General features: G+C 53.7%; 20 protein-coding genes and 3 tRNA genes. 13 read left to right on the forward strand and 10 right to left on the reverse strand.

Features of this window, described 5'->3' with window-relative positions; genetic code table 11:
• Positions 1–46: 46 nt before the first annotated feature.
• Positions 47–568, forward strand: coding sequence for a hypothetical protein (locus tag ACW9KT_RS01295; protein ID WP_457077558.1), 522 nt, complete (start codon positions 47–49; stop codon positions 566–568).
• Positions 569–638: 70 nt separating this feature from the next.
• On the opposite strand, the gene ACW9KT_RS01300 is transcribed toward ACW9KT_RS01295, so the two are convergent.
• The 3 genes from ACW9KT_RS01300 to ACW9KT_RS01310 form a co-directional block, all read right to left on the reverse strand.
• Positions 639–1,334 (reverse strand): hypothetical protein, encoded by a 696-nt coding sequence (locus tag ACW9KT_RS01300; RefSeq protein WP_457077559.1) that lies wholly within the window; start codon positions 1,332–1,334, stop codon positions 639–641.
• Between the two features lie 164 nt (positions 1,335–1,498).
• A tRNA-Pro gene (locus ACW9KT_RS01305) sits at positions 1,499–1,572 on the reverse strand.
• 97 nt (positions 1,573–1,669) lie between these two features.
• Positions 1,670–1,743, reverse strand: a tRNA-Pro gene (locus ACW9KT_RS01310).
• Positions 1,744–2,015: 272 nt separating this feature from the next.
• Between ACW9KT_RS01310 and ACW9KT_RS01315 the strand changes: the two genes are divergently transcribed.
• Positions 2,016–2,477 carry a T9SS type A sorting domain-containing protein gene (locus tag ACW9KT_RS01315; protein ID WP_457077560.1) on the forward strand — a complete coding sequence of 154 codons (462 nt, stop codon included), beginning with the start codon at positions 2,016–2,018 and terminating at the stop codon, positions 2,475–2,477.
• A gap of 77 nt (positions 2,478–2,554) precedes the next feature.
• On the opposite strand, the gene ACW9KT_RS01320 is transcribed toward ACW9KT_RS01315, so the two are convergent.
• Entirely contained in the window at positions 2,555–4,339 is a 1,785-nt protein-coding gene (locus ACW9KT_RS01320) for an ABC transporter ATP-binding protein (protein WP_457077561.1), read from the reverse strand.
• A gap of 267 nt (positions 4,340–4,606) precedes the next feature.
• Between ACW9KT_RS01320 and ACW9KT_RS01325 the strand changes: the two genes are divergently transcribed.
• The 8 genes from ACW9KT_RS01325 to coaE all read left to right on the forward strand — a co-directional run bounded on the left by ACW9KT_RS01325 (position 4,607) and on the right by coaE (position 11,281).
• A complete protein-coding gene (locus tag ACW9KT_RS01325) occupies positions 4,607–5,698 on the forward strand; it encodes a Glu/Leu/Phe/Val dehydrogenase dimerization domain-containing protein (RefSeq protein ID WP_457077562.1) in 1,092 nt (363 codons plus the stop codon).
• Positions 5,699–5,798: 100 nt separating this feature from the next.
• Positions 5,799–6,983: a transcription antitermination factor NusB gene (gene nusB, locus ACW9KT_RS01330; protein WP_457077563.1), complete on the forward strand. Its 1,185-nt coding sequence runs from the start codon at positions 5,799–5,801 to the stop codon at positions 6,981–6,983.
• 167 nt (positions 6,984–7,150) lie between these two features.
• Positions 7,151–7,462, forward strand: coding sequence for a YtxH domain-containing protein (locus tag ACW9KT_RS01335; RefSeq protein WP_457077564.1), 312 nt, complete (start codon positions 7,151–7,153; stop codon positions 7,460–7,462).
• A gap of 114 nt (positions 7,463–7,576) precedes the next feature.
• The gene (locus ACW9KT_RS01340) at positions 7,577–8,578 is read left to right on the forward strand and encodes an isocitrate/isopropylmalate dehydrogenase family protein (protein WP_457078561.1); all 1,002 of its coding nucleotides are present in this window, start codon (positions 7,577–7,579) and stop codon (positions 8,576–8,578) included.
• 150 nt (positions 8,579–8,728) lie between these two features.
• Positions 8,729–9,253, forward strand: a complete 525-nt coding sequence (locus tag ACW9KT_RS01345) for a DUF1573 domain-containing protein (RefSeq protein WP_457077565.1) — start codon at positions 8,729–8,731, stop codon at positions 9,251–9,253.
• Between the two features lie 124 nt (positions 9,254–9,377).
• Positions 9,378–9,695 (forward strand): preprotein translocase subunit YajC, encoded by a 318-nt coding sequence (gene yajC / locus ACW9KT_RS01350; RefSeq protein ID WP_457077566.1) that lies wholly within the window; start codon positions 9,378–9,380, stop codon positions 9,693–9,695.
• Positions 9,696–9,714: 19 nt separating this feature from the next.
• Positions 9,715–10,680, forward strand: coding sequence for a hypothetical protein (locus ACW9KT_RS01355; RefSeq protein WP_457077567.1), 966 nt, complete (start codon positions 9,715–9,717; stop codon positions 10,678–10,680).
• A gap of 1 nt (position 10,681) precedes the next feature.
• Positions 10,682–11,281 (forward strand): dephospho-CoA kinase, encoded by a 600-nt coding sequence (gene coaE, locus ACW9KT_RS01360; protein WP_457077568.1) that lies wholly within the window; start codon positions 10,682–10,684, stop codon positions 11,279–11,281.
• Positions 11,282–11,285: 4 nt separating this feature from the next.
• On the opposite strand, the gene ACW9KT_RS01365 is transcribed toward coaE, so the two are convergent.
• The 4 genes from ACW9KT_RS01365 to ACW9KT_RS01380 form a co-directional block, all read right to left on the reverse strand.
• Positions 11,286–12,458, reverse strand: a complete 1,173-nt coding sequence (locus ACW9KT_RS01365; RefSeq protein ID WP_457077570.1) for an N-acetyltransferase family protein — start codon at positions 12,456–12,458, stop codon at positions 11,286–11,288.
• 68 nt (positions 12,459–12,526) lie between these two features.
• Positions 12,527–14,188: a hypothetical protein gene (locus ACW9KT_RS01370; RefSeq protein ID WP_457077571.1), complete on the reverse strand. Its 1,662-nt coding sequence runs from the start codon at positions 14,186–14,188 to the stop codon at positions 12,527–12,529.
• 147 nt (positions 14,189–14,335) lie between these two features.
• Positions 14,336–14,830 (reverse strand): hypothetical protein, encoded by a 495-nt coding sequence (locus ACW9KT_RS01375; protein WP_457077573.1) that lies wholly within the window; start codon positions 14,828–14,830, stop codon positions 14,336–14,338.
• A 210-nt stretch (positions 14,831–15,040) separates the two neighbouring features.
• Positions 15,041–15,118 (reverse strand) — tRNA-Val (locus ACW9KT_RS01380).
• Between the two features lie 139 nt (positions 15,119–15,257).
• Between ACW9KT_RS01380 and ACW9KT_RS01385 the strand changes: the two genes are divergently transcribed.
• Together ACW9KT_RS01385 and ACW9KT_RS01390 are read left to right on the forward strand one after the other, a co-directional pair.
• Positions 15,258–17,837: an AsmA-like C-terminal region-containing protein gene (locus ACW9KT_RS01385; RefSeq protein WP_457077574.1), complete on the forward strand. Its 2,580-nt coding sequence runs from the start codon at positions 15,258–15,260 to the stop codon at positions 17,835–17,837.
• A 133-nt stretch (positions 17,838–17,970) separates the two neighbouring features.
• Positions 17,971–18,870: a TerB family tellurite resistance protein gene (locus ACW9KT_RS01390; RefSeq protein WP_457077575.1), complete on the forward strand. Its 900-nt coding sequence runs from the start codon at positions 17,971–17,973 to the stop codon at positions 18,868–18,870.
• 95 nt (positions 18,871–18,965) lie between these two features.
• On the opposite strand, the gene ACW9KT_RS01395 is transcribed toward ACW9KT_RS01390, so the two are convergent.
• Complete coding sequence (locus ACW9KT_RS01395) at positions 18,966–20,111, reverse strand: mechanosensitive ion channel family protein (protein WP_457077576.1); 1,146 nt, start codon at positions 20,109–20,111, stop codon at positions 18,966–18,968.
• A gap of 46 nt (positions 20,112–20,157) precedes the next feature.
• Complete coding sequence (locus tag ACW9KT_RS01400) at positions 20,158–21,384, reverse strand: Glu/Leu/Phe/Val dehydrogenase dimerization domain-containing protein (protein ID WP_457077577.1); 1,227 nt, start codon at positions 21,382–21,384, stop codon at positions 20,158–20,160.
• A 246-nt stretch (positions 21,385–21,630) separates the two neighbouring features.
• Here ACW9KT_RS01400 and ACW9KT_RS01405 point away from each other — a divergent pair, with 246 nt between their 5' ends.
• A complete protein-coding gene (locus ACW9KT_RS01405) occupies positions 21,631–21,939 on the forward strand; it encodes an ArsR/SmtB family transcription factor (protein WP_084443403.1) in 309 nt (102 codons plus the stop codon).
• The last annotated feature ends 79 nt before the right edge of the window (positions 21,940–22,018 follow it).

Raw genomic sequence — 22,018 nt, forward strand, 5'->3', positions numbered from 1 at the left:
CTTTTAAGCACGCTTTGTCTACACTCTAACTTTTCAAACTAAAAAGATGCGTTGGTTCTGGCTTATTGGCTTTCTTCTGATTCTGGTTTTTGGTGGCGTATACGCATACTTAGGTGGTTTTCGTCAACCGGAAGTTGCGGTGATAACCACCGAAAAGCCTATTTATCTGGCTGGCCGCTATTTCAACGGGCCAGTAAAAAGTGAGGAATTTGGCCCCTTGTTTCGGCAGGCTCAGCAGCTCAAAGCCAGCCAGCAACTGCAAGGCAACCTGGCCAACATCTACTACAACGACCCCGAAGCCGCCGGCGACACGGTGAAGGCTTTCGTGGGCCTTATCGTGGCGGATACGGTTTCGCAAAAATTGCCCCCCGGCTACCGCTACAGCATCTTCAGCGGTGGGCAGCGTGTAGTGCAGGCCCGCTTAGAAGCGAGCTATATGATAGCACCTGGCAAGCTCTACAGCGGCATAAAAGACTTTGTCAAGCAGCAGAAGCTGGCCTTGAGCCAGGTGTACGTAGAGCAGTTTCCGGATACGGGCCCGGCCGAGGTGCTGGCGGTAGTGAAGTAACTAAGAAAGGAAAAGCAAAAAAGCCCCCAGATGAAGCCTGGGGGGCTTTTTTGCTTTATGATTTGAATAATTATTGACGGCCGATGTAGTAGGAGGCGCCTAATGTCAGATTGCTCAAGCCAAAGTTGGCTCCAAAGTTTGAAGTTGTTGTCTCAGTAGCGTATTGACCAGGCATTAATTCTGTCGGCTTATTACGAGTACGTGTGTAACCAATGTTACCAGCCGTAAGCTCTAATCCAAGCTGGCTGATAGGAAAGAACACTAAGGCTGGAGTAATACTTGCGAAACCTCCATAGTTGTTGTTATTAGGAACGTAACTACCAGGCGAATCGAATGTAGTGGACTGTTTTTGCTGATAATATCCTGCTGCGACTTGACCGTAGAATCCAAAGTTTTCGATTGGAAGATAGTAGTAGCGTAAGAATGGAGCTACACTAAAAGAATTGTGTTTAGATACTCGTTCTCCCGCACTAGTAGTACTGTAATGCGGGCCTGTTTCTCTGCCAGTACTAAAGCCAACGGACGCTCCTACCAGCAAATTGTCTGCTAAAAAGTATCCGACATTAGGGTTTATAGAGAAACTGCGAGAAGTATTATCCACTAAATTCTGGCCTGTAGGGGTAACAGAGCCAGTATATTTACTCTCAGTAGTTGATTGACTATAACCAATATTACCTCCAATCAAGACGGTGCCCTTGCTTATTTGGGCATGAGCCGTTAAAAAACCAAGCGATAGGAGAGGAGTTAGCAAAAGAGCCTTCTTCATGTAGATAGGGAAAGGGAGGTAAAAAGATAAATTAGGTGGATACGAAGTAGGCAAAGAACGCCACCTCAACTGCAAAATGTATAGAGGATAGGATATAAATTATACAAACATGAAAAAGCCCCCCAGACAACATTCTGGGGGGCTTTTTGAGGAGCTAAGATAAGTCGGGGTGGCAGGATTCGAACCTACGGCCTCGTCGTCCCGAACGACGCGCGCTACCGGGCTGCGCTACACCCCGAGAGTGGTGGTGCCAGGGCACCAAGCCTTGTTTATAATACCCAAAAAAAGCCTTCGAACCAAGGTTCGAAGGCTTTTTTGAACAGCGAACTGCTCCGTCGGAGTGGCAGGATTCGAACCTACGACCTCCAGCACCCCATGCTGGCGCGATACCAGGCTACGCTACACCCCGATGGTATTGAGCTGCAAAGATAAGACACGTTTTGGGTTTGGCACAATCTTCGGAAGGATAAAATTTGAATCCTGACTTTAGAAAGCACTTCAACATTCACTCAAATCGCTCAAGCAGAAGTAAGACTTACCGATCAAGTTTAGCGGTGCCCAGCACTTAAAACTTGAGGCTGAATAGAATGCAGTTATAAACAGGAAAATTATAATATAAATATACCACCTTCCTTGTATTTTTACAAGCCATTGGCCTTCTCACTTTTGCTACCGACACGCATGGAAAAGTTTACTGTATTGCTAGGCTTAGGCATTGCCTTTCTGCTGACGGAGCCGACGCTAGCCCAAACCAAGCCCGCTGCCAAGCCAGCGCCCACGGCCCAAGCTTCTGCTTCCCAGGCCACGGCTACCGTTGAGAAGCCCGCCGAAGCCGACGAGCCAACCGGCGCTCCCTCCCTGATAACCGACAAGATGGAAGCTCCCGCTTCTACTACTGGCCCCCTCAAAGTAAGCCTAGACAATAATCCGCTGACCAAAAGCCTGATCGTGCGGACAGATGCCGCCGGCCCCACCCGCGTGGAAATCAACGATGTAGAAGGACGACCCGTGCTAACGCGCAATATGATAGTTGGCAACAAGCCCACAGCGCTGGATGTAAGCCGTTTGCCTGCTGGCTATTATATCGTGCAATGCACGGCTGGTGAGCGCCATGGCATGCGCCGGGTAAAGCTGGGCCAATAGATACATCTGATGCACAAAAATGCCCCCCAGCTTCCTGTTGGGGGGCATTTTTGTGAACTGTAATTGCCTCGCTCAGTTTAAGCTTCTTCCGTTTGGAGTTGACGTTCATACAGGGCGCGGTATAAGCCGTTGGCGTCGGCCATGAGGGCGGCGTGGGTGCCGTGCTGCACGATAAGGCCGTCGTCGAGCACAAGAATTTCATCAGCGAGCTTCACCGATGACACCCGGTGGGAGATGATCAGGCTGGTGCGGTTGGCCATGATGCGCTGGAGGCTGCCCAGAATCGCATTCTCGGTGTTGGTGTCAACGGCGGAAAGCGAGTCGTCGAGAATCAGAATCTTCGGCTCCTTGACCAAGGCGCGGGCAATGCTGACTCGCTGTTTTTGCCCCCCAGACAAGGTTATTCCTCGTTCGCCGAGCTTGGTATCAAAGCCTTGGGGAAACTGCACGATGTTGTCGTACACGTTAGCGTCTTTGGCCGCTTGCAGCATTCTTTCCTCGGTGGGGTTTTCCAGGCCAAAATTGATGTTGTTGCGAATGGAATCGGAGAACAGGAATACATCCTGGGGCACGTAGCCGATTTGCTCCCGGAGAGAAGTCAGGGCATAGTCGCGCACGTTGACGCCATCCACCATAATGCGGCCTTCGGTCACGTCGTATAGGCGGCAAAGCAGGGCGGCTATGGTGCTTTTGCCCGAGCCGGTGTTGCCGATAACCGCCAGCGTCTGGCCGGGCCGGATGCGGAAACTGACATCGCGCAGGGCATGAATACCAGTATCGGGGTAGGTAAAGGATACATTATCAAAAACGATATCTCCCTCAATCTCGCGCTCTACATTCTCGCGGGAGACGATATCCGTTTTTTGGTTCATGAACTCATTGATACGCGCCTGCGACGCTTCGGCTCGCTGCACAAGGCTACTGGTCCAGCCCAAGGCCGTAACGGGCCATGTAAGTAGGTTCACGTAAATCAGGAACTCGGCAATGCTGCCTACGCTGATGGTGCCGCGGATAACCTCCTGACCACCAATCCAAACGGTGATAATCGTGCTCAGACCAACCAGAAATAGGATCAGCGGAAAAAACAGAGAGTTCACGAAATTCAGGCTCAACGACTTTTCGCGGTAGTTGTCGCTGGCGGCGGTGAACTGTTGGTGCGAGTCTTCCTCACGTACAAAGGACTTAAGCACCCGAATACCCGAAAATGCCTCCTGCACGAAGGTCGTCATGCTAGACAAGGAGCGTTGAATTTCGTCAGACTTACGCTCGATCAGGTTATTGACGTAGAAAATGCTGATGGATAGGATAGGCAACGGCAGCAGCGTGTAAATCGTCAGTTTCACATTCACCATCAGCATCAGCGGGATGATGAGCACGAACAGAATCACGAGCTGCAAGAAGTACATGATGGCCGGGCCCATGTACATGCGCACCCGGCCCACGTCCTCGGAGATGCGCGACATCAGGTCGCCGGTGTTGTGGCGCCGGTAGAAGCTGAGGGGCAGGGACTGGTAATGCTGAAAAATCTCGTTTTTCTGGTCGTTCTCAATGCGCCGCGACATCACGATAAGCGTCTGGCGCATGAAGAACAGGAAAATGCCCCGCAGCAAGGCCATAATCACGATTAGCAGACCGTAGAGCAGCACATTGCGCCCAAACAACTCATACACGCCGCTCTGAGCTTGGGTACCGGCAAAGAGGTGATATAAATCGATGCCCTCATTCACTAGATCGAAGGCATAGCGTACGATTTGAGCCGGGAAAATAGCCAGCAGCGTGGAGAGCGCCACGAACAGCACGCCGCCCAGGAAGTGCCATTTATAGCGGTATATATACTTGTTGGTAGAGGCAAGAGCGCGCACAGCACGAGAGGTTGAAGCGGGTGAAAGAAGGAAGCCGACAAGCTGGGTAAGCCCGACGGCTGGGGGGCAAAATCAGAAAATCGGGTTACTTTTGCACCCAAATTGAGGGGTGTAACACTAGGCTTCGGCTTATTGAGTTGTTAAACGTCGGGCATTAGTACGACGCTTACGGCTCATTGGCTGACGCTCGGCATTACACCCAAAGGTACAACAACCGCTTTCCACCCATTTTCCTTTCCCACCCACCCTTTTTAATTTTTGTCCCGCATGGTTGAAATCCAAGAGTTGACCAATACATCGGTCTTCGGTCAGATTGCCGAGCATCAGCACGAACAAGTGGTATTCTGCCACGACCACGAGACGGGCCTGCGGGCCATTATCGGTATCCACAACACGGTGCTCGGCCCTGCTCTGGGCGGTACGCGCATGTGGGAGTACGCTTCCGATGCTGAGGCTCTGAACGACGTGCTGCGCCTCTCTCGCGGCATGACCTATAAAGCCGCTATTTCGGGTTTGAACCTGGGCGGTGGCAAGGCCGTCATCATTGGCGATGCCAAGACGCAAAAGACCGAAGCTTTGCTGCGCAAGTTTGGCCGCTTCGTGAAAAACCTCAACGGCAAGTACATCACGGCCGAAGATGTAGGGATGACGACCAAGGACATGCAGTATATCCGCATGGAAACCAAGCACGTAGCCGGCTTGCCCGAGAGCATGGGCGGCTCCGGCGACCCGTCGCCCGTTACGGCTTTTGGTACCTATATGGGTATGAAAGCTGCTGCTAAAAAAGCATTCGGCTCGGAGAGTTTGGCTGGCAAGCGCATTGCGGTGCAGGGCGTGGGCCACGTGGGGGGCTATTTGTTGGAGCACCTCATTAAGGAAGGCGCCAAAATCGTGCTGACCGACTACTACGAGGACCGCAAGCTGGAAATGGCGGCCAAGTACAACGCCGTAGCCGTGGGTCTCGATGAAATCTATGACCAAGAGGTAGACATTTACTCGCCTTGCGCATTGGGTGCTACTATCAATAACGACACGATTGACCGCCTGAAGTGCCGCGTAATTGCGGGCTGCGCCAACAACCAGCTGCAAGACGAGAACGTGCATGGTCCAGCGCTGGTAGAGCGCGGCATCATCTACGCGCCCGACTTTCTTATCAATGCCGGCGGTCTGATCAACGTATACTCGGAGGTAATTGGCGGTAGCCGCAAGTCGGCCCTCAGCCAAACTGAGAAAATTTACGATTTCACAACAGAAGTGCTTAACAAGGCGGAGCAAGAGGGTATTCATCCTCAGAAAGCCGCTATTCGCCAAGCTGAGCAGCGTATTGCTGCATTAGGCAAGGTAAAGTCAACTTATTAATTGCGTTGCGCGTTGTGGGTTGCCTTTTGACAAATAGAAGGAAATCTCTTGCCTGACTGAAATCAGGCAACTCACAATTCGCCACACACACCACAATAGAATGCTCAATCGTCGCTCGCTTCGCATCAAGGTTATGCAGGCCCTATACGCTTACCATCAAGCGGTAGGATCAGATTTTCTGCTGGCCAATGACCGTATCGCGGAGGAGTTCGCGCCCGATCTTACTTCTCCCGAGCCCCAAGACCGCAAAGTGCTCCAAGGCCAGCGTAAGCTAGCCGAGGTTATCTTTAAGGAATGGCACAAGACGGGCGCAGCACCCGAACAAACCGAGGATGCGGCTGTGAATGAAGCCGTAGCCGATGCTATCAGCTTTTACGAGAAGCAGGTCAAGAAAGAAGGAACCTTCTTTGAGGGCCAGATGCTGCACGGGGCCGAGAGCATTCATGACCAGTATATTCATCTGCTCAACATGCCCACGGCCCTGCTGCGGGTGTTAGAAGATGAGCGCGACCGGGAAGCGCGCCGTTTTACGCCTTCTAAAGAAGCCCTGCTCGATACCACTCGCTTTGAGCAAAACCAAGTGCTCCAGAAGTTAGTGGACAACAAGCAATTGCAAGACCTGACCATTCGGCGCAAGCTGCAGTGGAATGGCGAGCAAGAAATGGAAGCTCTGCGTACCGCTTGGCGCCAGGAGATAAAGCAGGACGCTGAGTTTCAGGCTTACTTAGCTGCGCCGGGGGGCAATTATGCCGAAGACCAAGAGGCGCTGAAGCATCTGTATAAAACCTTCGTGTTCAAGGAAGGCGCACTAGCTACGCAGCTGGACGAGGCCGACCTGAACTGGGAAGAAAACCGCCCGGTGGTGAAAAACCTGGTGGTGAAGACCATAAAGATGCTCGACGAAGCCGCCGATGAGAACCTCGAACTCATGGCCTTGTCGGCCAACTGGGCCGAGGATAAAGAATTTGCTCAAAGCCTTTATCAGCAAACCCTCACGGATGACGAGCGCTACGAAAAGCTGATTGCCGAATCGGTGCAGAACTGGGACGTGGAGCGCGTAGCCCAGCTCGATAAGATTGTGCTGAAGATGGCTTTGTGCGAAATGCACCTCTTCCGTAGTATTCCCGTGAAGGTGACCATCAACGAGTATATCGAAATCAGCAAGATGTACAGCACGCCCAAGAGCAAGCAGTTTATCAATGGCATTCTAGACAAGCTGGCCCAGGATTTGACCGCTAGCGGAGCTATCCGCAAGTCGGGTCGCGGCTTGCTTGACAACCAGTAAAGCAGTGAGTGCGGCGCAATAGAGAATATGATAACTTCCGGCCACGAGGTTGGGGTCTAATATTTCAGCATCTATATCTCACTGTGGCGTCTTTGCGTACTCACTAGCAACTACTGTTGTACTTCTCACCCTCCGTACTCACTTTCAACGCTCATTTCTCTAAAAATATGGGTAGCAAAACCACTACCGGCCTTGTATGCTTCGCGGGCGGCGCCCTCACCGGAGCCGTTTTAGGCCTACTGTACGCACCTGAAAAAGGCCGTGAAACCCGCAGCTGGCTTAGTTATCAACTGGAAAAGTACCGTGAGGTGCTGGCCGACCTTACCGAGAGCCTCGTGACGAGCCGCGTCGATACCGGTCCATCGACGGCTAAGTCGGAAGGGCAGAAAGTGATTCGCGAAGCCAAAGACAAAGCCGAGCAGCTGCTTGGCGATGTAGACCAACTCATCAACCAGATCAACTCCCGTAAAACGGTTTAATTTTGAAATGGCTGAATGGCGCGGATGGGTAAATGGCTTTTGTCGCTCTGACAGACAGCTATTTACCCATCCGGCTATTTAAGCATTTACTCACCCACCTAGCAGTTACCCTTGATGCATACTATCACCCTTATTCCCGGCGACGGCATTGGACCCGAAATCACTAAGGCCGTTACAGATATCTTCAGCGCCGCGCAAGTGCCCGTGCAATGGGAAGAGCAGAACGCCGGCCAAACTACTTTCGACCAATCGGGTGAACTGATTCCGCAGGCCCTGCTGGACTCTTTAGAGAAAAACCGGGTAGCACTAAAAGGCCCCATCACGACGCCGGTGGGCAAGGGCTTCCGGAGCATCAACGTGTCGTTGCGCCAGAAATACGACTTATACCAGAACGTGCGCCCGGCCAAGACTAATCCCGGTATCGTGACGCGCTATGAAGGCATTGATATCGTGTTATTTCGGGAAAATACCGAAGGCTTGTACTCGGGCCTAGAAACGTGGGATGAACGGTTGGGCATTGCCGATTCGACGAATCGTATCACGGTAGCGGGTTCGCGCAAGATTTGCCGGGCTGCCTTTGCGTATGCTGCCAAGCACAACCGTAAGAAAGTGACGCTGGCGCATAAGGCCAACATTATCAAGATGGCTGGTACCCTGATGCTCAATGCCTGCAAAGAAGCGGCAGCGGAGTTTCCGCAGGTGCAGTTTGAGGATAAAATTATTGATAATATGTGCATGCAGCTCGTGAATAAGCCCGAGCAGTTTGATGTTATCGTGACCACCAACCTGTTTGGCGATATTCTCTCTGACCTTTGCGCGGGCCTAGTTGGTGGCCTTGGCGTTGTAGCCGGCGCCAACATCGGCGATGAAATGGCCGTGTTTGAAGCCGTTCACGGCTCCGCGCCGGACATCGCCGGCCAAGGCAAAGCCAACCCTACTGCCCTGCTTCGCTCAGCCCTGATGATGCTGCACCACATTGGCGAGCACACCCACGCTGACCGCCTCGAAGCTGCCTTGGACGCCACGCTCCAGCAGAAAGAGAAGTGCACCGGCGACCTGGGGGGCAAAGCTTCTACCAGCGAGTTTGCCCAGGCCGTTATTGACAACTTAAAATAAAATTTGCCCCCCAGCACCTCGCCCTTGTCCTAACCGGGCAAGCGATGCGTTGGTCCCAGGAACCCTGCATAGCTGCTGCCTGTTTTAGTTTTTTAAGTTGAAAACAAAGAACTTAGTCCGCCAAATTCAGATAGTTTGCTACTACAATCCATGAAACGTACCCTGATTCCCTCTTTATTCGCCGCGGCGCTGCTACTTGGTGCCTGCAACAACGACAAGCCGACCGAAGTAGGTGCAGCCGGCATGAACGCAGCCGCTACGGCCGCCGATGCTACGGCTAACCCCGTGGTGGACAATCCTAATGTGACCAGTGAAACTGAGGCGCCGAACCCCAACGCCCCTGTAATGACGTTTGAGGAAACCGAACACAACTTTGGCGATATTCAGCCGGGTGCTGTGGTGAAGCATACATTCGCCTTCACCAACACCGGAAAAAGCCCCCTGCTGATTGAAAATGCAACGGCATCTTGCGGCTGCACTACGCCTAACTGGACCAAGGAGCCCATCGCGCCAGGAGGAAAAGGCACCATCGAAGTACAGTTTGATAGTCAAGGCAAAATGGGCTTGCAAAACAAGCAGGTTTCGATTCGGGCCAATACCCAGCCCACTATCACCCAGATAGCCATTCGCACCAACATCTTACCCGACGGCCAAGCCGGCCCGTTGCGCCAATAACTAGCATCAGCAAGGGCGGCCTACCAGCCGCCCTTGCTATTTTTACCCGTTCGTATGGCTGGGGGGCATTTTTACTTCTCACCGGCTCATTGGCTCCTTCTCTATCTAACTCAACACCGCGCCCATGTTTCTTACGCTTTTATTACAAGCCCCGGCGGGGGGCATTACCCAGTTCCTGTTTCCGGTAGCTATTGCGGCCGTGGTTTATTTCTTTATGATTCGGCCCCAGCAGAAGCGTGCTGCTACTGCTCGTAAGTTTCGCGAATCATTGACGAAGGGCGCTACCATCGTGACTATCGGCGGCTTGCATGGTAAAATCGTGGATGTGCACGAGGAGTCGGTAATCGTGGAGGTAGACCGGGGCACGCGCCTTAAGTTCGACCGTAGTGCCATTGCCCGCGAAGTAACCCCAGGAGCCAAAGCTCCCGTAACTACACCGTAATAGCTTTAAGACAACCGTTTTGCCCCTTACTCGCGCCGCCCGTCTGGTTCGCTGGTTTACCAGTCCGTTTTACGGACAGGAGAGCAGCTACTGGCGTGCAGTAACGGTTTGTTTTCTGGCTGCATCCACATTTTGGTTGCTGAATGCGCTGAACAAGACGTACTCTACGCGTATCACGTATCCGCTGAACTGGCGCTACGATGCCACGCAGTACATTCCCGTGCAACCATTGCCAACGGAAGTAGCCGTGAACGTGACCGGCCGCGGCTGGAAGCTGCTGCGCAAAAGCTTAATGCTGGATGTGAAGCCTGCCGAAGTGCGCTTAAACCGTTTGCCTACCGCCACGCGCTTTGTAACGGGTCAGTCGTTGCGGCCGGCTCTGCAATCGGCAATGGAAGGCATGCAGTTCAACTATATTCTGACCGATACCCTATGGGTGGAGTTCGACCAGCTGATTACGCGCCGGTTGCCACTAGCACTTAGCCCAGCCGCCGACGGTAAGGCTTTACCTTATGACGCGCGCTTTGTGCCTGAAAGCGTCGCTTTCCGGGGACCGGCTCGCACCGTGAATAGCTTAGCAAGTCCATACCCTGTGCATCTACCCAAGGCACCAGCCGGGAGCAGCGATGGCGCTGTTATCGTGCCTATCGGCGGACCAGCCCTGGTAGAAACGAACGTGCAGGAAATCCAGGTGCGGCTGCGCCCTCGCCCTTTGCTAACACTGCCTATTCAGGTAGTGCCTGAGCGCAATAACTTCCCGGAAGACGAACAGTTTCAGCTTTTCCCACCTACAGTCACGGTAGAAGTGCAGTGCTTTCCCGAGGACACGGCCCGCTTGAACGCGCAAGAGCTGCGGGTGATGCTGAATTACCGCAAGCTCAGCGCTCCTGATTCCAGCTTGGAGCCTGTATTGGTGCAAGCTCCCACTTTGGCTCGCGGGGTTACCATAAAAACTCCTGCTGTGCGGGTTTCTCAGGTTCGCTGATATGCTACGCATTGGAATAACGGGCGGGATTGGATCTGGTAAAAGCGTGGTCTGCCGCCTGTTTCAGCTACTAGGCGCGCCGGTTTATGATTCTGATTATCGGGCGAAGTGGATTATGGCCCACGACGAAAGCCTGCGCGCCGAGCTCCTGGCTGCCTTTGGTGCCCAAACCTTCACTGCCACCGGCCAACTCGACCGCGCCTACCTCGCCCGGATAGCCTTCACAGCCCCGGCTCAGCTTTCACGCCTCAATGCGCTAGTGCACCCACACGTAGGCCGCGATTTCGAAACCTGGGCCAGCGCCCAGCATCAAGCTGGCCGACCTTATCTGCTGAAAGAGGCTGCCTTGCTCTACGAGTCGGGCGCTTACCGGCAGCTCGACCGTATTATCACCGTATTTGCCCCCCAGGCTGTGCGTCAGGTCCGCGTATTGCGCCGCGACCCGCATCGTACTGCCGCTGATATTCTGGCCATTGTAGATAAGCAGCTGAGCGAAGAGGAAAAGATGCAGCGCGCCGATTACATTATCTACAACGACGACCAGCAGCTGCTTTTGCCCCAAGTGTTAGCCTTGGACGAGCAATTCAAGCAGCAAGCCTAAACTACTATCGAATAATTGGGCTGCGCTCAAATTCTCGGGTTGGATCAAAGAGCTTGCGATACGTAACGTGCGTCTTGGAAATGCGAGCCCCGATTGAGCGGGTAAGCGCCAGCATGCGTGGGTTGAAGTCCCCTATCCAATTCATTTCAATTTCGGTGTAGCCGGCGGCAATTAGCGCCTGCTGAGCGTGCACGAGCATGGCGGCTTCTACGCCTTTGCCTTGGTGCGCTGGCACGACGCCAAAGATGACGCCGAACATCTTGCGCGGCTGGCGTCGCTCGTAGCGCCATTTCTCCCACACAAACCGAATTTTGCCCCCCAGATTTAGGCGCGGGCCCACATGCTTGAAAATTTGATTTAGCTCGGGCAAACTCACGAAGAAAGCCACTGGCTCGTCGGCGTAGTAAGTAAACCACAGCAGGCGCGTATCCATTACTGGCTTCATTTGCCGCACTAGTTGGTGGGCTTTTTCCATCGACATAGGGTTGATGCCGGAGTGATTTGCCCAGGCCAAGTTATACACGTGGTGAAAATCGCGCGCCATCTCGTCGGCCGAGCGCCCTACCGAGTTGGCAAACCGATACAGCGGCTCCTGTTGAGCATAGCGTTCGGCGGTGCGCTCGAAGCTCCGGTGCAAGGGCTCGGCTACCTCCCTATGACAAGTGTATTGCTTGAAATAAGTTTGAAAACCATAGGTTTCAAAAAGCTGCTGGTAATAAGGCGGATGATAAAACATGCCGTAGTTGGGCTCAGTAAAACCCGACACCAGTAGCCCCCAGAACCGGTCACGCTCGCCGAAGTTGATAGGGCCATCCATGGCATTCATGCCGCGCGCCGCCAGCCACTGCTCGGCCGCCGCAAACAGTTGATTCGCCGCGTCTTGATCGTTTATACACTCAAAAAAACCGATGCCGCCCGTCGGCAGCGTGGCGTCAGTGTGGGCGGTGGCTTCGTTGATAAAAGCTGCGATGCGCCCTATGGCTACCCCCTGCTCATCAGTTAGAATCCAGCGGGTGGCCGTGCCGTGCTGGAAGTTGGGATTGAGTCGAGCATCAAATACCGCCTCAATATCGTTGTCGAGGGGCGAAATCCAGTTGGGGTGGTTTTGGTAAATGCGAGCAGGCAAGTCGAGAAATTGCCGCCGATGGGTGGCGTCAGAAACTTCAAGAAGAGGCATTCGAAGTAAAAGAAAGATACTAGCTAAGCAAACGCAATAGTGGCAGAAAGGTGAGGCTACCCAGCCAACTATTTGCCCGGCCGACGAAAAACAGACAGAATACGCAGGCCATTAACTTGGATGGCGTGTACTTCTCGTCCCACGTTATCTGTGAAAGGCTGAGTCTGATAACGATAGGTAGTGAGAGTATAGTCAGCGTCGGCATTGTCATTGGTGAAGTGCAGGCGGGCCCGGTCGCTGGGGGGCAAAATTAGGGAGTTCACGTAAAGCAAATGCTCGCCGTAAGGCACATCCACAGGTGGCTGGGGCACAACAACACTAACACGGATGACTGGTGCCGGATCGTGCGCTAACACCCACTCCAAGCCTTGACGGTAGGAGAGACCCCAATAATCGAGGTCAAAGTTAGTTTGGGCGAAGCTGGGTGGCAAAATGCTGAAGTACACCTGCTGGTGAGGATGGTCGCGGGCCATACGCCACGCTACGTGCGCTAATCCTAAGCTGCCGGCTAAGGTCCCAGCGATGGCCAATCGTCGCCACTGACGGCCGCGCTGCGCTGCTTCACTTAGTACCTGTATGCCCCGAACTGCAAGTAGCAACAAAGCTGGGTAGATGAAATAAAGGTGGCGCCAGCCATCATACACGACCGAGCGCAACCCAATCACCAACAGCACGGGTACGAGCAGCCAAGCCACAAACAACCAATCGAGGCGCCCAGCGAAAGTGCTTAGGCTCGCGCGGCTCTGGTTCTTTACTATTTCCCGTGCCCAAGCAATCAGTCCAATCGTTGCCGCTAGCGTGTAAAGCGGAGGCGTAGAAATGATAATCCAAACCGGAATGTAGTGCCAAGGAAGGTTGCCAGCCGGAAGCCGCTGTCCAAAGTAAACCACCTGCCCCGGCCACGGATACTGACTAATGCGCCCCGTAGCAGCCACCAGCTCCGACCAGGATAACGCCCACAAGTAAGGCCAGCCCAGCACTATAAAGCATAAGGCCGCGCCTAGATACACCGCACCCACGCGCCCAACTCTGCTCCAGGTTAACTCAGGCCGGGACCGGTAGGCGGCTTCCAAACCCAGCATAAGCAAGCTCACTACAAGCAATAGCAAGCCCTGTACACGTACATCTACCGCTACGGCCGTAAGCAGCCCGTGCACGATGGCGCGACCCATTGTAGGCTGCCTTAGTAGCCTCAGCAAAGTATAGATGGCCCCAGTGAAGCAGGCCATGTACACGATGTCTTTACCATTGTAGAAGGCCTCCGCAAAGAAGCGGGGCGATAGCACTAGTAGCCCTGCGGCCATCAAACCCCAGCACCAGTTCCCGAAGCGTAAGGCGGCAATCCTGTAGAGCGCCCAAACCCCACCCACGAATACCAGAAAGACACACAGATGGCGCAAACGGTAGAAAGCCTGCGAGTCGTGATTCGTAAGCAAATAGCTGAGTACGGCTAAAGGCAACTCGAAGGCCACACCGTGGTCGGCATCGGCAAAGGTTCTAATATTAGGGATGAGCTGGCTACCGGGCTGCTGGGCTACCCGCTCAGGAGCTACCAGCTGAGCCAAGTATTTCGCGCTCACCAGCCCGTTCAGATGATTATTGGGCTCATCCCAGGAGACGCCGTAGTCCTGATGAAGCCAAATGCCTAACCCAATTAATACCGCAAAAAAGCCCCCCACTATGCCTCGGCGGCGCGATTCGACGGAAGTGAGAAAATTGGAAGGGGGCATAAATCGGACAAGGCCCTGCAAGATAACAGCTAGTGCATCCTCGGCGTTAGCTTCTACTTAGCTAATAACACCCTTGGAGAGAATAAAAAAGCCTGCTTCCGAAAGGAAGCAGGCTTTTTCAATAAAGTAAACTGAAGTTAGCTTGGCTTAAATGGAACCGTAGGTGACGGTACGCACACCCGTTATGCCATTTCTTACAAAGGGCTGTCTCACTGAGAAGGAAGTGGACGTTAGGTCAGCAGGACCACTAAGCTCTGGTCCTAAATTGCCAAAATCAAGACTTGGTTCAGTAAACGTTATGATCGTTTTGTCTGCGTTCCAGCTCCACTTGCCAGTGGCGGTTTGGGGGTCATTGGGAGCGCACTTACCTGGCCCCTCGCTGATGAGTAGCGTAAAATCGTCGTTGAAACGGATAAAGTCATCCTTCTGGCAAGCAGGATAGTCTTTATATCTGTCAATATTAACACTAGCGCCAGAGCTATTAGTACCTACTATCACATCAGCGGTGCACCGCCATTCTTTATTGATTAAAAGAGCAGTTTTCGGATCGACTGGCTCTGGATCACTGCCTTTCTTACTACCACATGAAACAAAAGGGGTGCTTACAAGCAGAGAGAGGAACAAAAGGAGGGTGTGCTTCATATGGGTAAAAATAAACGGTGAAAGTTCGGTGAAAAAAGAATGTTGAGTCGTCAGCACGCTGATACGCCTCACTCAGTAATATGTTACTTGTACTATGCTGAAATTACTAAGTTATCTTGAATTTTTATTACTTATTCAAGCTTAATACCAAAGCTTTAGTTGAGAAGCGCAGAAAACAAAAAAAGGACAGCCGTTTCCGACTGTCCTTTATGGTGGGAGATACTGGGTTCGAACCAGTGACCCTCTGCTTGTAAGGCAGATGCTCTGAACCAGCTGAGCTAATCTCCCTTTTGTGTCCCGTTTGGGATGGCAAATATGGCAGGTCATTTTCGAATACGCAAAAAAAACCGCGACCTTCGGGCTATAATTTTTACTGAGAGACCATCAAAAATCTCTCAACTGTTTCACTACCAGAAAATTTCGGTTGTTGATTCGTTTAAAAAAGTTTTTTCTGTACTCGCTGCTGGGGGGCATTTTGCTGCTGTTGGGGAGCATTTTGGGAATCTGGTTGGGTGAGGAGCGCATTATTGCGCTGTTTGTGCAGGAGGCTAACCGCCATCTGCGCACCCCCGTGCAAGTGGGCAAGATCGACTTGTCCCTGATCGATCAGTTTCCGCGGGTGTCCGTGACACTGAAGAACGTTGTGGTAGGCGGCTCTTTGCCCCACGATACGGTAGCGTTGGCCCGCGCCCGGCGGCTGTACTGCGCCTTCGATATCTGGGACCTCGTGGCCGGGCGCTACCGCATTCGGGCCGTCACCCTGGACTCGGCAACGGTGCAGGTGCGCTATGATGCCCAAAGTCAGCCTAACTGGGATGTCTTCCGCACCGACTCAACGGGTACGACCGATGAGCAGGCGCTGGCGTTTGCCCTAGAGCGTATCAATCTGCGGCGGGTGTTGGTAATCTTCAATGATATTTCCCGCCGCCAGCGCCACACCGTGCGGGCCCACGATCTGCGCGCTGGCCTTACCGTAACCGAAACCCTGATAGACATTCAAGCCGAGGGCAGAGCGCGAATTGAAGCAATTGAGCTCGGAGAAGACAAGTACTTTCGCGCCAAAGAGCTGACCCTGAAAACAGTGCTTGCCATTGACCGGCCCGGTCGGCGGATTACGATTCAGCCCTCTGATCTACGTATCGGGCCGGCAACCTATGGCGTGGCAGGTACGGTGGGCTATGGGGGCGAAACGCTGCTCGACCTGCGCCTCGATGGCCGGCAAACGGATGTTCAGTCGATTGTGGCCTTGCTGCCGCCGCGCTTGGCCGGTAACCTAAGCGCCTACCGTAGCCGCGGGGAAGTCTACTTTCGGGGCACGGTGCGGGGCGCTATGTCGGCCTACAGTAACCCACGGGTAATGTTGAAATTCGGCTGCCGCGATGCATCTTTCTATCATCCCGAGTACAAAGAGACGGTGGAGCACGTTTACCTGACAGGCACTTTCGACAATGGTCTCCAGCGCCAGCTTCGAACCTCTACGCTGGCCCTGAGCCAGATGCGGGGCACCTTACACGGCCGGGCGCTGGGGGGCAATTTGCGTTACCACAATTTCGACGACCCCACCGTACAGCTCGATCTGAAGGCCGACATCGACGTGGCCCGGGCTCTGCGCTTTTACCCAGTGGCATCCGTGCGCGAGGCCAGCGGCAACGCCCAGTTGGCTCTGCGCTTCAATGGCAATCTGCGCGCGTTCCGGGCCCAGCCGGCCGCGGCGGCGGTGCAATCAAGCGGCGACCTTACGCTGCGTGGCGTAAGCTTGCGCCTCCGCGACTTTGGACAACCGTTTACGGGGTTGAGTGGCAATTTTATTCTGCGTCGCAACGACGTGGCCGTTAACGACTTTAAAGGCCGCATTGGGCGCTCTGATTTTCAACTGAACGGGTTGTTCAAAAATGCGTTGGGGTGGCTGCTCTTGCCCCGCCAGCAGCTGCTGGTGGAAGCCGACGTAAAATCCCGTTTGTTGGATTTCGATCAATTGCTGAGCGCTCAGCTAGCGGAAGCCAGCACTACCCTAAAAAGCCCCCCAGGCCGCAAAGCCGCCGCTAACAGCTCAGAGTATGAGTTTCATGTGGCGCCCAACTTAGCGCTCGATGTGCGGGCTAGCGTAGGGCGGGTGCGCTTTCGACGCTTTCGGGGGCGCGACCTGAACGGTACACTGCGCCTACGCGACCAGGTCATTTCCTCGCCTACGCTGAGCGTAGCGGCGGCTGGCGGGCAAGCCAGCATTCGGGGTAGCATCGATGCCCGGCAACCCGATTTGCTGAAGGTGCATACCACGATGGCCTGCTCCCAGCTGCCGCTGGACAGCTTGTTTTATGTGTTTGAAGACTTTGGCCAGAAGTTTATCACGGCCCGCCACCTGCGGGGTCGCCTCACGGCCTCCGGCGAGTCGGATCTATACTTCGACCGCCGCCTCACGCCGCTTACCGACCGCATGGAAGCCGAAATAAAGGCCACAGTGCGCAATGGTGAGTTAAATAATTTTGAGCCTCTGCAAAAGCTGTCCATGATCGCCCGCCGGGACCAGCTGCGTCATCTGCGCTTCGCGGAGCTCACCAATAACTTCTACATCCAGAGCCGGACGGTGTATATGCCTGAGATGGAAATTCGCTCCAACGTGCGTACAGCTTCCATTATCCGCGTCACGGGCACGCATACCTTTGATCAGCAGATGGATTATCACCTTTCCATTCCGGTGTTGCCGGGGCTGCTGCACCGCACGTCGGTGGGCGGTAGCGGTACTACAGGGCCTAATTTACTGCTGGCTATCCAGGGCGATGAGAATGACTTTCGGGTGAGCTACGACCGGACCCGTGCGCAAACTAATCGCGCTGCCGCTACTCCTCCCAGCGGCCCGCGGCCCAACCTGGGCGATTTATTGAAAAACCCGGCTGCTACGACGGCCGAGCCGACAGTTCCACCAACCGAAACGCGCAAGCCTTTCGAGGCCAAAAAGCCCCCCAAGAAGCCAGCTCAACCCCAGCCCGACGAATATTTCGATTTCTGATAGAGCACTTGAGATTAATGATAGAAGGGTTCAGCCAGAACTAGTTGTGGGTTGGCTACACCCGAGCATTAACATTTCTTCTTACAGCGCGTTAAGGACAACGGTATTTTCTTTCCTTCCAACCTCAACCGCTATGGACAACAATCAAGTATTGCAGAACTATTCTGAACAGGAAAAAACGGCCTACCTCAGTGTAATTGCCAGCTTGGCTTCGGCCGACCGCCAGGCTTCAGAAGCTGAAATTGAGTTTTTACAGCAGCTTTCTCAGGCTTCTGGCCTATCCAGTGGCGCGACCCAGCAGGTATTAAGCGCTGCCCAGGATGCCAACAATAACACCGTAAAACAAAACCTGGATGTTCTGCGCAACTCCGATCTGCGCTTTTCCTTGATCACTGACCTAATCAGCTTCGCACGGGCCGATGGCGCCTATTCCAACGACGAAGAGGCCATGGTCAATAAAATAGCCGCTTACTTAGGCATCAACCAGCAGCAACAGCACACGCTGGAGCAGGTAGTAGACCAGGCTTCCAAAGTGCCTCATGATCCCAATGATCCTGCTAAACAAGGCTTTTTGAGCAGCATTGGCGATAAAATTGAAAGTGCCGGTATTCCCAAAGGCGCTCTGATGGGTGGCCTGTTGGGCGTAGTTGCTCCCATGGTGCTCTCGCGCATGATGGGTGGTGGCAGCCGCGGTGGTATGGGTGGCGGCCTCATGGGCGGCGGTACCATGGGTGGTTTGATGAGCGGCGCTATGGGCGGTGCCATGGGTGGTAGCGGCATGGGTGGCCTACTTGGCGGCCTGCTTGGTGGCGGCTTGCTCGGTAACGTGATGGGCGGTGGCGGCCAACAGTACCCGCAGCAAGGCTCCCACGTGGGCAGTGGTGGCTTAGGCTCGCTCACGTCCATCTTGGGTGGCCTAGGCGGACGTCCTAACTCAGCGCCGCGTTCGGCTGGTGGCGGCGGCCTTGGCAGCCTCCTCGGTGGTGGTGGCAGCATGGGCGGCTTGCTCGGAGGCCTCCTCGGCGGACGATAGGCGGCCGCGCTGTATGCTATAAGTTGCTTAGAAAAAAGCCCCCCAGAGACTATCTGGGGGGCTTTTTTAATTTCTAAATACTCAAGACTCAATCCTTACTTCCCCAGCACTGGTTGTGCCGTTGACTGCAAGCCCTCTAGGCGGTCGCTAGGCGTCTGGTAGCTGGCGAGAATATTAGCGAATTTCCCTCCATGGCGCTCCACTGCCTCTACAATACCATAGTTCAGCTCCTCCTTCACCGCCAAATACTCGCTGTAGTCATTGGTTTCGACGAAATACTGCACAGCGGCTTCTTTGGCGGTAGGGGTTAGGGCCGAGAACTGCAGCTGCACCTCAGGCGTGGTAAGCGGGTGAGCGCGAATAGTATCAGTAGCGTCGGCAATGATGTGGCGCAGCTGCTCACTGGTTGTTTCGTGGCTGATGGTAAGGGTAAAATTCACGCGCCGGGCCGTCCGAAGGGATAAGTTGTCCAGAGGCTTATCGATCATCGACTTATTGGGAACCGTCACGTAGCTTTTCTCCACCGTGCGCAGGCGGGTGCTCCGAAAACCAACTTTCTCGACGGTGCCTGTCACGCCGCCTACCGTTACCAAGTCACCCACCGCGAAAGGGCGGTCGAGGAAGATCGTGAAGGAGGCAATCAGGTTTTCCAAGCTCTCTTTGGCTGCAAACGCCACGGCCAGACCACCAATACCCAAGCCACCGACCAGCGCAGTTACGTTGACCCCAAATCCTTTGCCCAGAATGATCAGAAAGGCGATGATCATCACAAACACCTTCAGCAAATCTTTGGCGAATGGAATGAGCTGATTATTCAGCCGCGACGGCAACACTTCGGCCCGGCGGCTGAATACCAATACAGAAAAATCAATCAGGCGCAGAATGATCCAACAGACTGCCATGATAAAACCAATCTGGTAGAGCCGAAAAACGATGAGCTCCAGCCAATGGTCGCTCTTATCTAGGTCGGCGGTACGTACGGGGTAATCGAGCACCTTGAACGCAAGAAAAAGAGTAGTCAGAAACACCACTAGCGCAATGGGCTTAATAAGCAGCGCTTGAAACTGCCTCTCGCTTACGCCCTCCGTTTGCTTGCGCAGAAAGCGAAACAGCAGCCGCGACAACAGCCTCGATAACAGCGTTTTGAACGCGTAGCCCGCCAGCAAAATAGCCCCGCACACGAGGTACGTGCCGATATTATTGCCAAATATGCGGTACTGAAGAAATTCGTTAACAGTCATAATGTATATAGGTAAGCATCTGATGGCCAGAAGCTCACACTGGAATTTAAACTAGCTCTCGTAGTGCCATCTCAAATGATTTCTGCGCCAGACCGGTGCGGCTATCGCCCTGTTGGCGGGTGCGCTCCAGGGCCCGACGAATAACGCGTGAGGTATCACCGAAGATGGCTTGGTCGGTGATTTCAGCGTTGGTTTCCATCAGATACGCAAATACGCGGGCCATGCCGCAGTTCGCAATAAAATCGGGGATGATGGAAACGTGCTGGTCGGCGTACTCGCCAGTGGGGCCGAAGAATATCTCAGGATCTTGGAAGGGTACATTGGCTCCGCAGGAAATAACTTCCAGGCCCTCCGCCACCATTTGCTCCACTTGCGTCCGCGACACGAGCCGCGACGAGGCCGCTGGAATAAATATCTCCGCGCCCGACGACCAAATGCGCTGGCTTATTTCCTCAAAAGAAAGCAAGCCGCTGGCCGTAAGCGTGTTATTATGCCGATCCAGAAATAGCTGGCGAATTTCTTCCAGCGAAAATCCGTCGGCGCTGAGCAGACCGCCGGCCCGATCAATAATGCCGGTAATGCGCACGCCTTGGCTAGCTAAGTAATAAGCAGCCGCGGCGCCCACGTTGCCCCAACCTTGAATCAGGGCGCGCTTGCCGGCCAGCTCGCCGCCCCACAACTCGTAATAGTGGCGCACGGCTTCAGCTACGCCGTAGCCCGTAATCAGGTCGGCCACGGTGTACTTACGGGCTAGGCTTGGCGTGAAGGTGGCATCCTCAATCACTTTTACTACGCCCTGACGCAGCTGGCCGAGCTTCTGAATCTTCTGAGGCTCGGTGGCGCGGTAGTGGCCGTTTACGATACCTTCCTGCGGGTGCCACAGGCCATAATCTTCTGTAATAGGAATTACATCGTGAATTTCATCCACGTTCAGGTCGCCGCCCGTGCCGTAATAATTCTTGAGCAGCGGAATAACAGCCTTATACCAGCGCTCTAGCACTCCACGCTTGCGCGGGTCTTGGGGGTCGAAGTTGATACCCGATTTTGCCCCCCCGATGGCCGGGCCCGACACGGTGAACTTTACCTCCATGGTTTTGGCTAGGCTTTCTACCTCCCGCTTGTCTAGGCCCTGGCGCATACGGGTGCCGCCGCCGGCCGCTCCGCCCCGCAACGAGTTAATGACAACCCAACCTTCTGCCTCGGTTTCGGCATCCTTCCACTCAAAAACTATCTCCGGACGCTTATTTTCAAATTGGGCCAGTAGGTCTTTCATTAGAAATACAAAAAATTTGATAGGGTGGGAAAAAGAAGGGGCAAAGGTAAGTAGACCCTTGCTAGCGCTTTGGAATAAGCTTTTAGATCATAATTTTTTATAAGCAAAACCTAATTAAACTCTGCTAGTACTAAATCTTTTCAGACTCATGTGCGTTTCAAAGGAACTTTGCAGGGCTAGAATATCGTATAGGCCTTATTCTATTCCTCGAGTCTTTCCCTCAGTTTTCCACCTTTGTACTCCTATATGAAACCTCTGCTGGCGCGCGTAGAATCCAAGAAAGTAGACAAGGCTGCCGCAATGCTGAAGGTGTTGGCCCACCCAAAACGCTTAGCTATCGTGGATTTGCTAGGCAAAGAAGACAAGATGACTGTAACGGAGATCTACCGTTCGCTCGACTTGCCACAAGCCATTGCCTCTCAGCACCTTATTACCTTGAAAGACCGTGGCATCCTGTCCTCTTTCAAAGTAGGCACCAAGATTTACTACTCTCTGTCCATTCCTAAGCTTCTCGACGTGATTGATTCACTCGAAGACTGCTGCGAATCGATGTAATTGATCTGTTTCTCTGACGAAACCAAACGAAAAAAGACCGCTACTGGCGGTCTTTTTTCGTGTATTATAACTTCAATTG

The sequence above is a fragment of the Hymenobacter sp. HD11105 genome, assembly GCF_054051685.1.

Excerpts from the sequence above, each read along its gene's own strand:
- ACW9KT_RS01315 (WP_457077560.1), top strand. The coding sequence starts at position 2,016 with ATGGAAAAGTTTACTGTATTGCTAGGCTTAGGCATTGCCTTTCTGCTG.
- yajC (WP_457077566.1), top strand. The coding sequence starts at position 9,378 with ATGTTTCTTACGCTTTTATTACAAGCCCCGGCGGGGGGCATTACCCAG.
- ACW9KT_RS01295 (WP_457077558.1), top strand. The coding sequence starts at position 47 with ATGCGTTGGTTCTGGCTTATTGGCTTTCTTCTGATTCTGGTTTTTGGT.
- ACW9KT_RS01345 (WP_457077565.1), top strand. The coding sequence starts at position 8,729 with ATGAAACGTACCCTGATTCCCTCTTTATTCGCCGCGGCGCTGCTACTT.
- ACW9KT_RS01400 (WP_457077577.1), bottom strand. The coding sequence starts at position 21,384 with ATGAAAGACCTACTGGCCCAATTTGAAAATAAGCGTCCGGAGATAGTT.
- ACW9KT_RS01340 (WP_457078561.1), top strand. The coding sequence starts at position 7,577 with ATGCATACTATCACCCTTATTCCCGGCGACGGCATTGGACCCGAAATC.
- nusB (WP_457077563.1), top strand. The coding sequence starts at position 5,799 with ATGCTCAATCGTCGCTCGCTTCGCATCAAGGTTATGCAGGCCCTATAC.
- ACW9KT_RS01335 (WP_457077564.1), top strand. The coding sequence starts at position 7,151 with ATGGGTAGCAAAACCACTACCGGCCTTGTATGCTTCGCGGGCGGCGCC.
- ACW9KT_RS01370 (WP_457077571.1), bottom strand. The coding sequence starts at position 14,188 with ATGCCCCCTTCCAATTTTCTCACTTCCGTCGAATCGCGCCGCCGAGGC.
- ACW9KT_RS01390 (WP_457077575.1), top strand. The coding sequence starts at position 17,971 with ATGGACAACAATCAAGTATTGCAGAACTATTCTGAACAGGAAAAAACG.
- ACW9KT_RS01300 (WP_457077559.1), bottom strand. The coding sequence starts at position 1,334 with ATGAAGAAGGCTCTTTTGCTAACTCCTCTCCTATCGCTTGGTTTTTTA.
- ACW9KT_RS01375 (WP_457077573.1), bottom strand. The coding sequence starts at position 14,830 with ATGAAGCACACCCTCCTTTTGTTCCTCTCTCTGCTTGTAAGCACCCCT.
- ACW9KT_RS01395 (WP_457077576.1), bottom strand. The coding sequence starts at position 20,111 with ATGACTGTTAACGAATTTCTTCAGTACCGCATATTTGGCAATAATATC.
- ACW9KT_RS01365 (WP_457077570.1), bottom strand. The coding sequence starts at position 12,458 with ATGCCTCTTCTTGAAGTTTCTGACGCCACCCATCGGCGGCAATTTCTC.
- coaE (WP_457077568.1), top strand. The coding sequence starts at position 10,682 with ATGCTACGCATTGGAATAACGGGCGGGATTGGATCTGGTAAAAGCGTG.
- ACW9KT_RS01325 (WP_457077562.1), top strand. The coding sequence starts at position 4,607 with ATGGTTGAAATCCAAGAGTTGACCAATACATCGGTCTTCGGTCAGATT.
- ACW9KT_RS01405 (WP_084443403.1), top strand. The coding sequence starts at position 21,631 with ATGAAACCTCTGCTGGCGCGCGTAGAATCCAAGAAAGTAGACAAGGCT.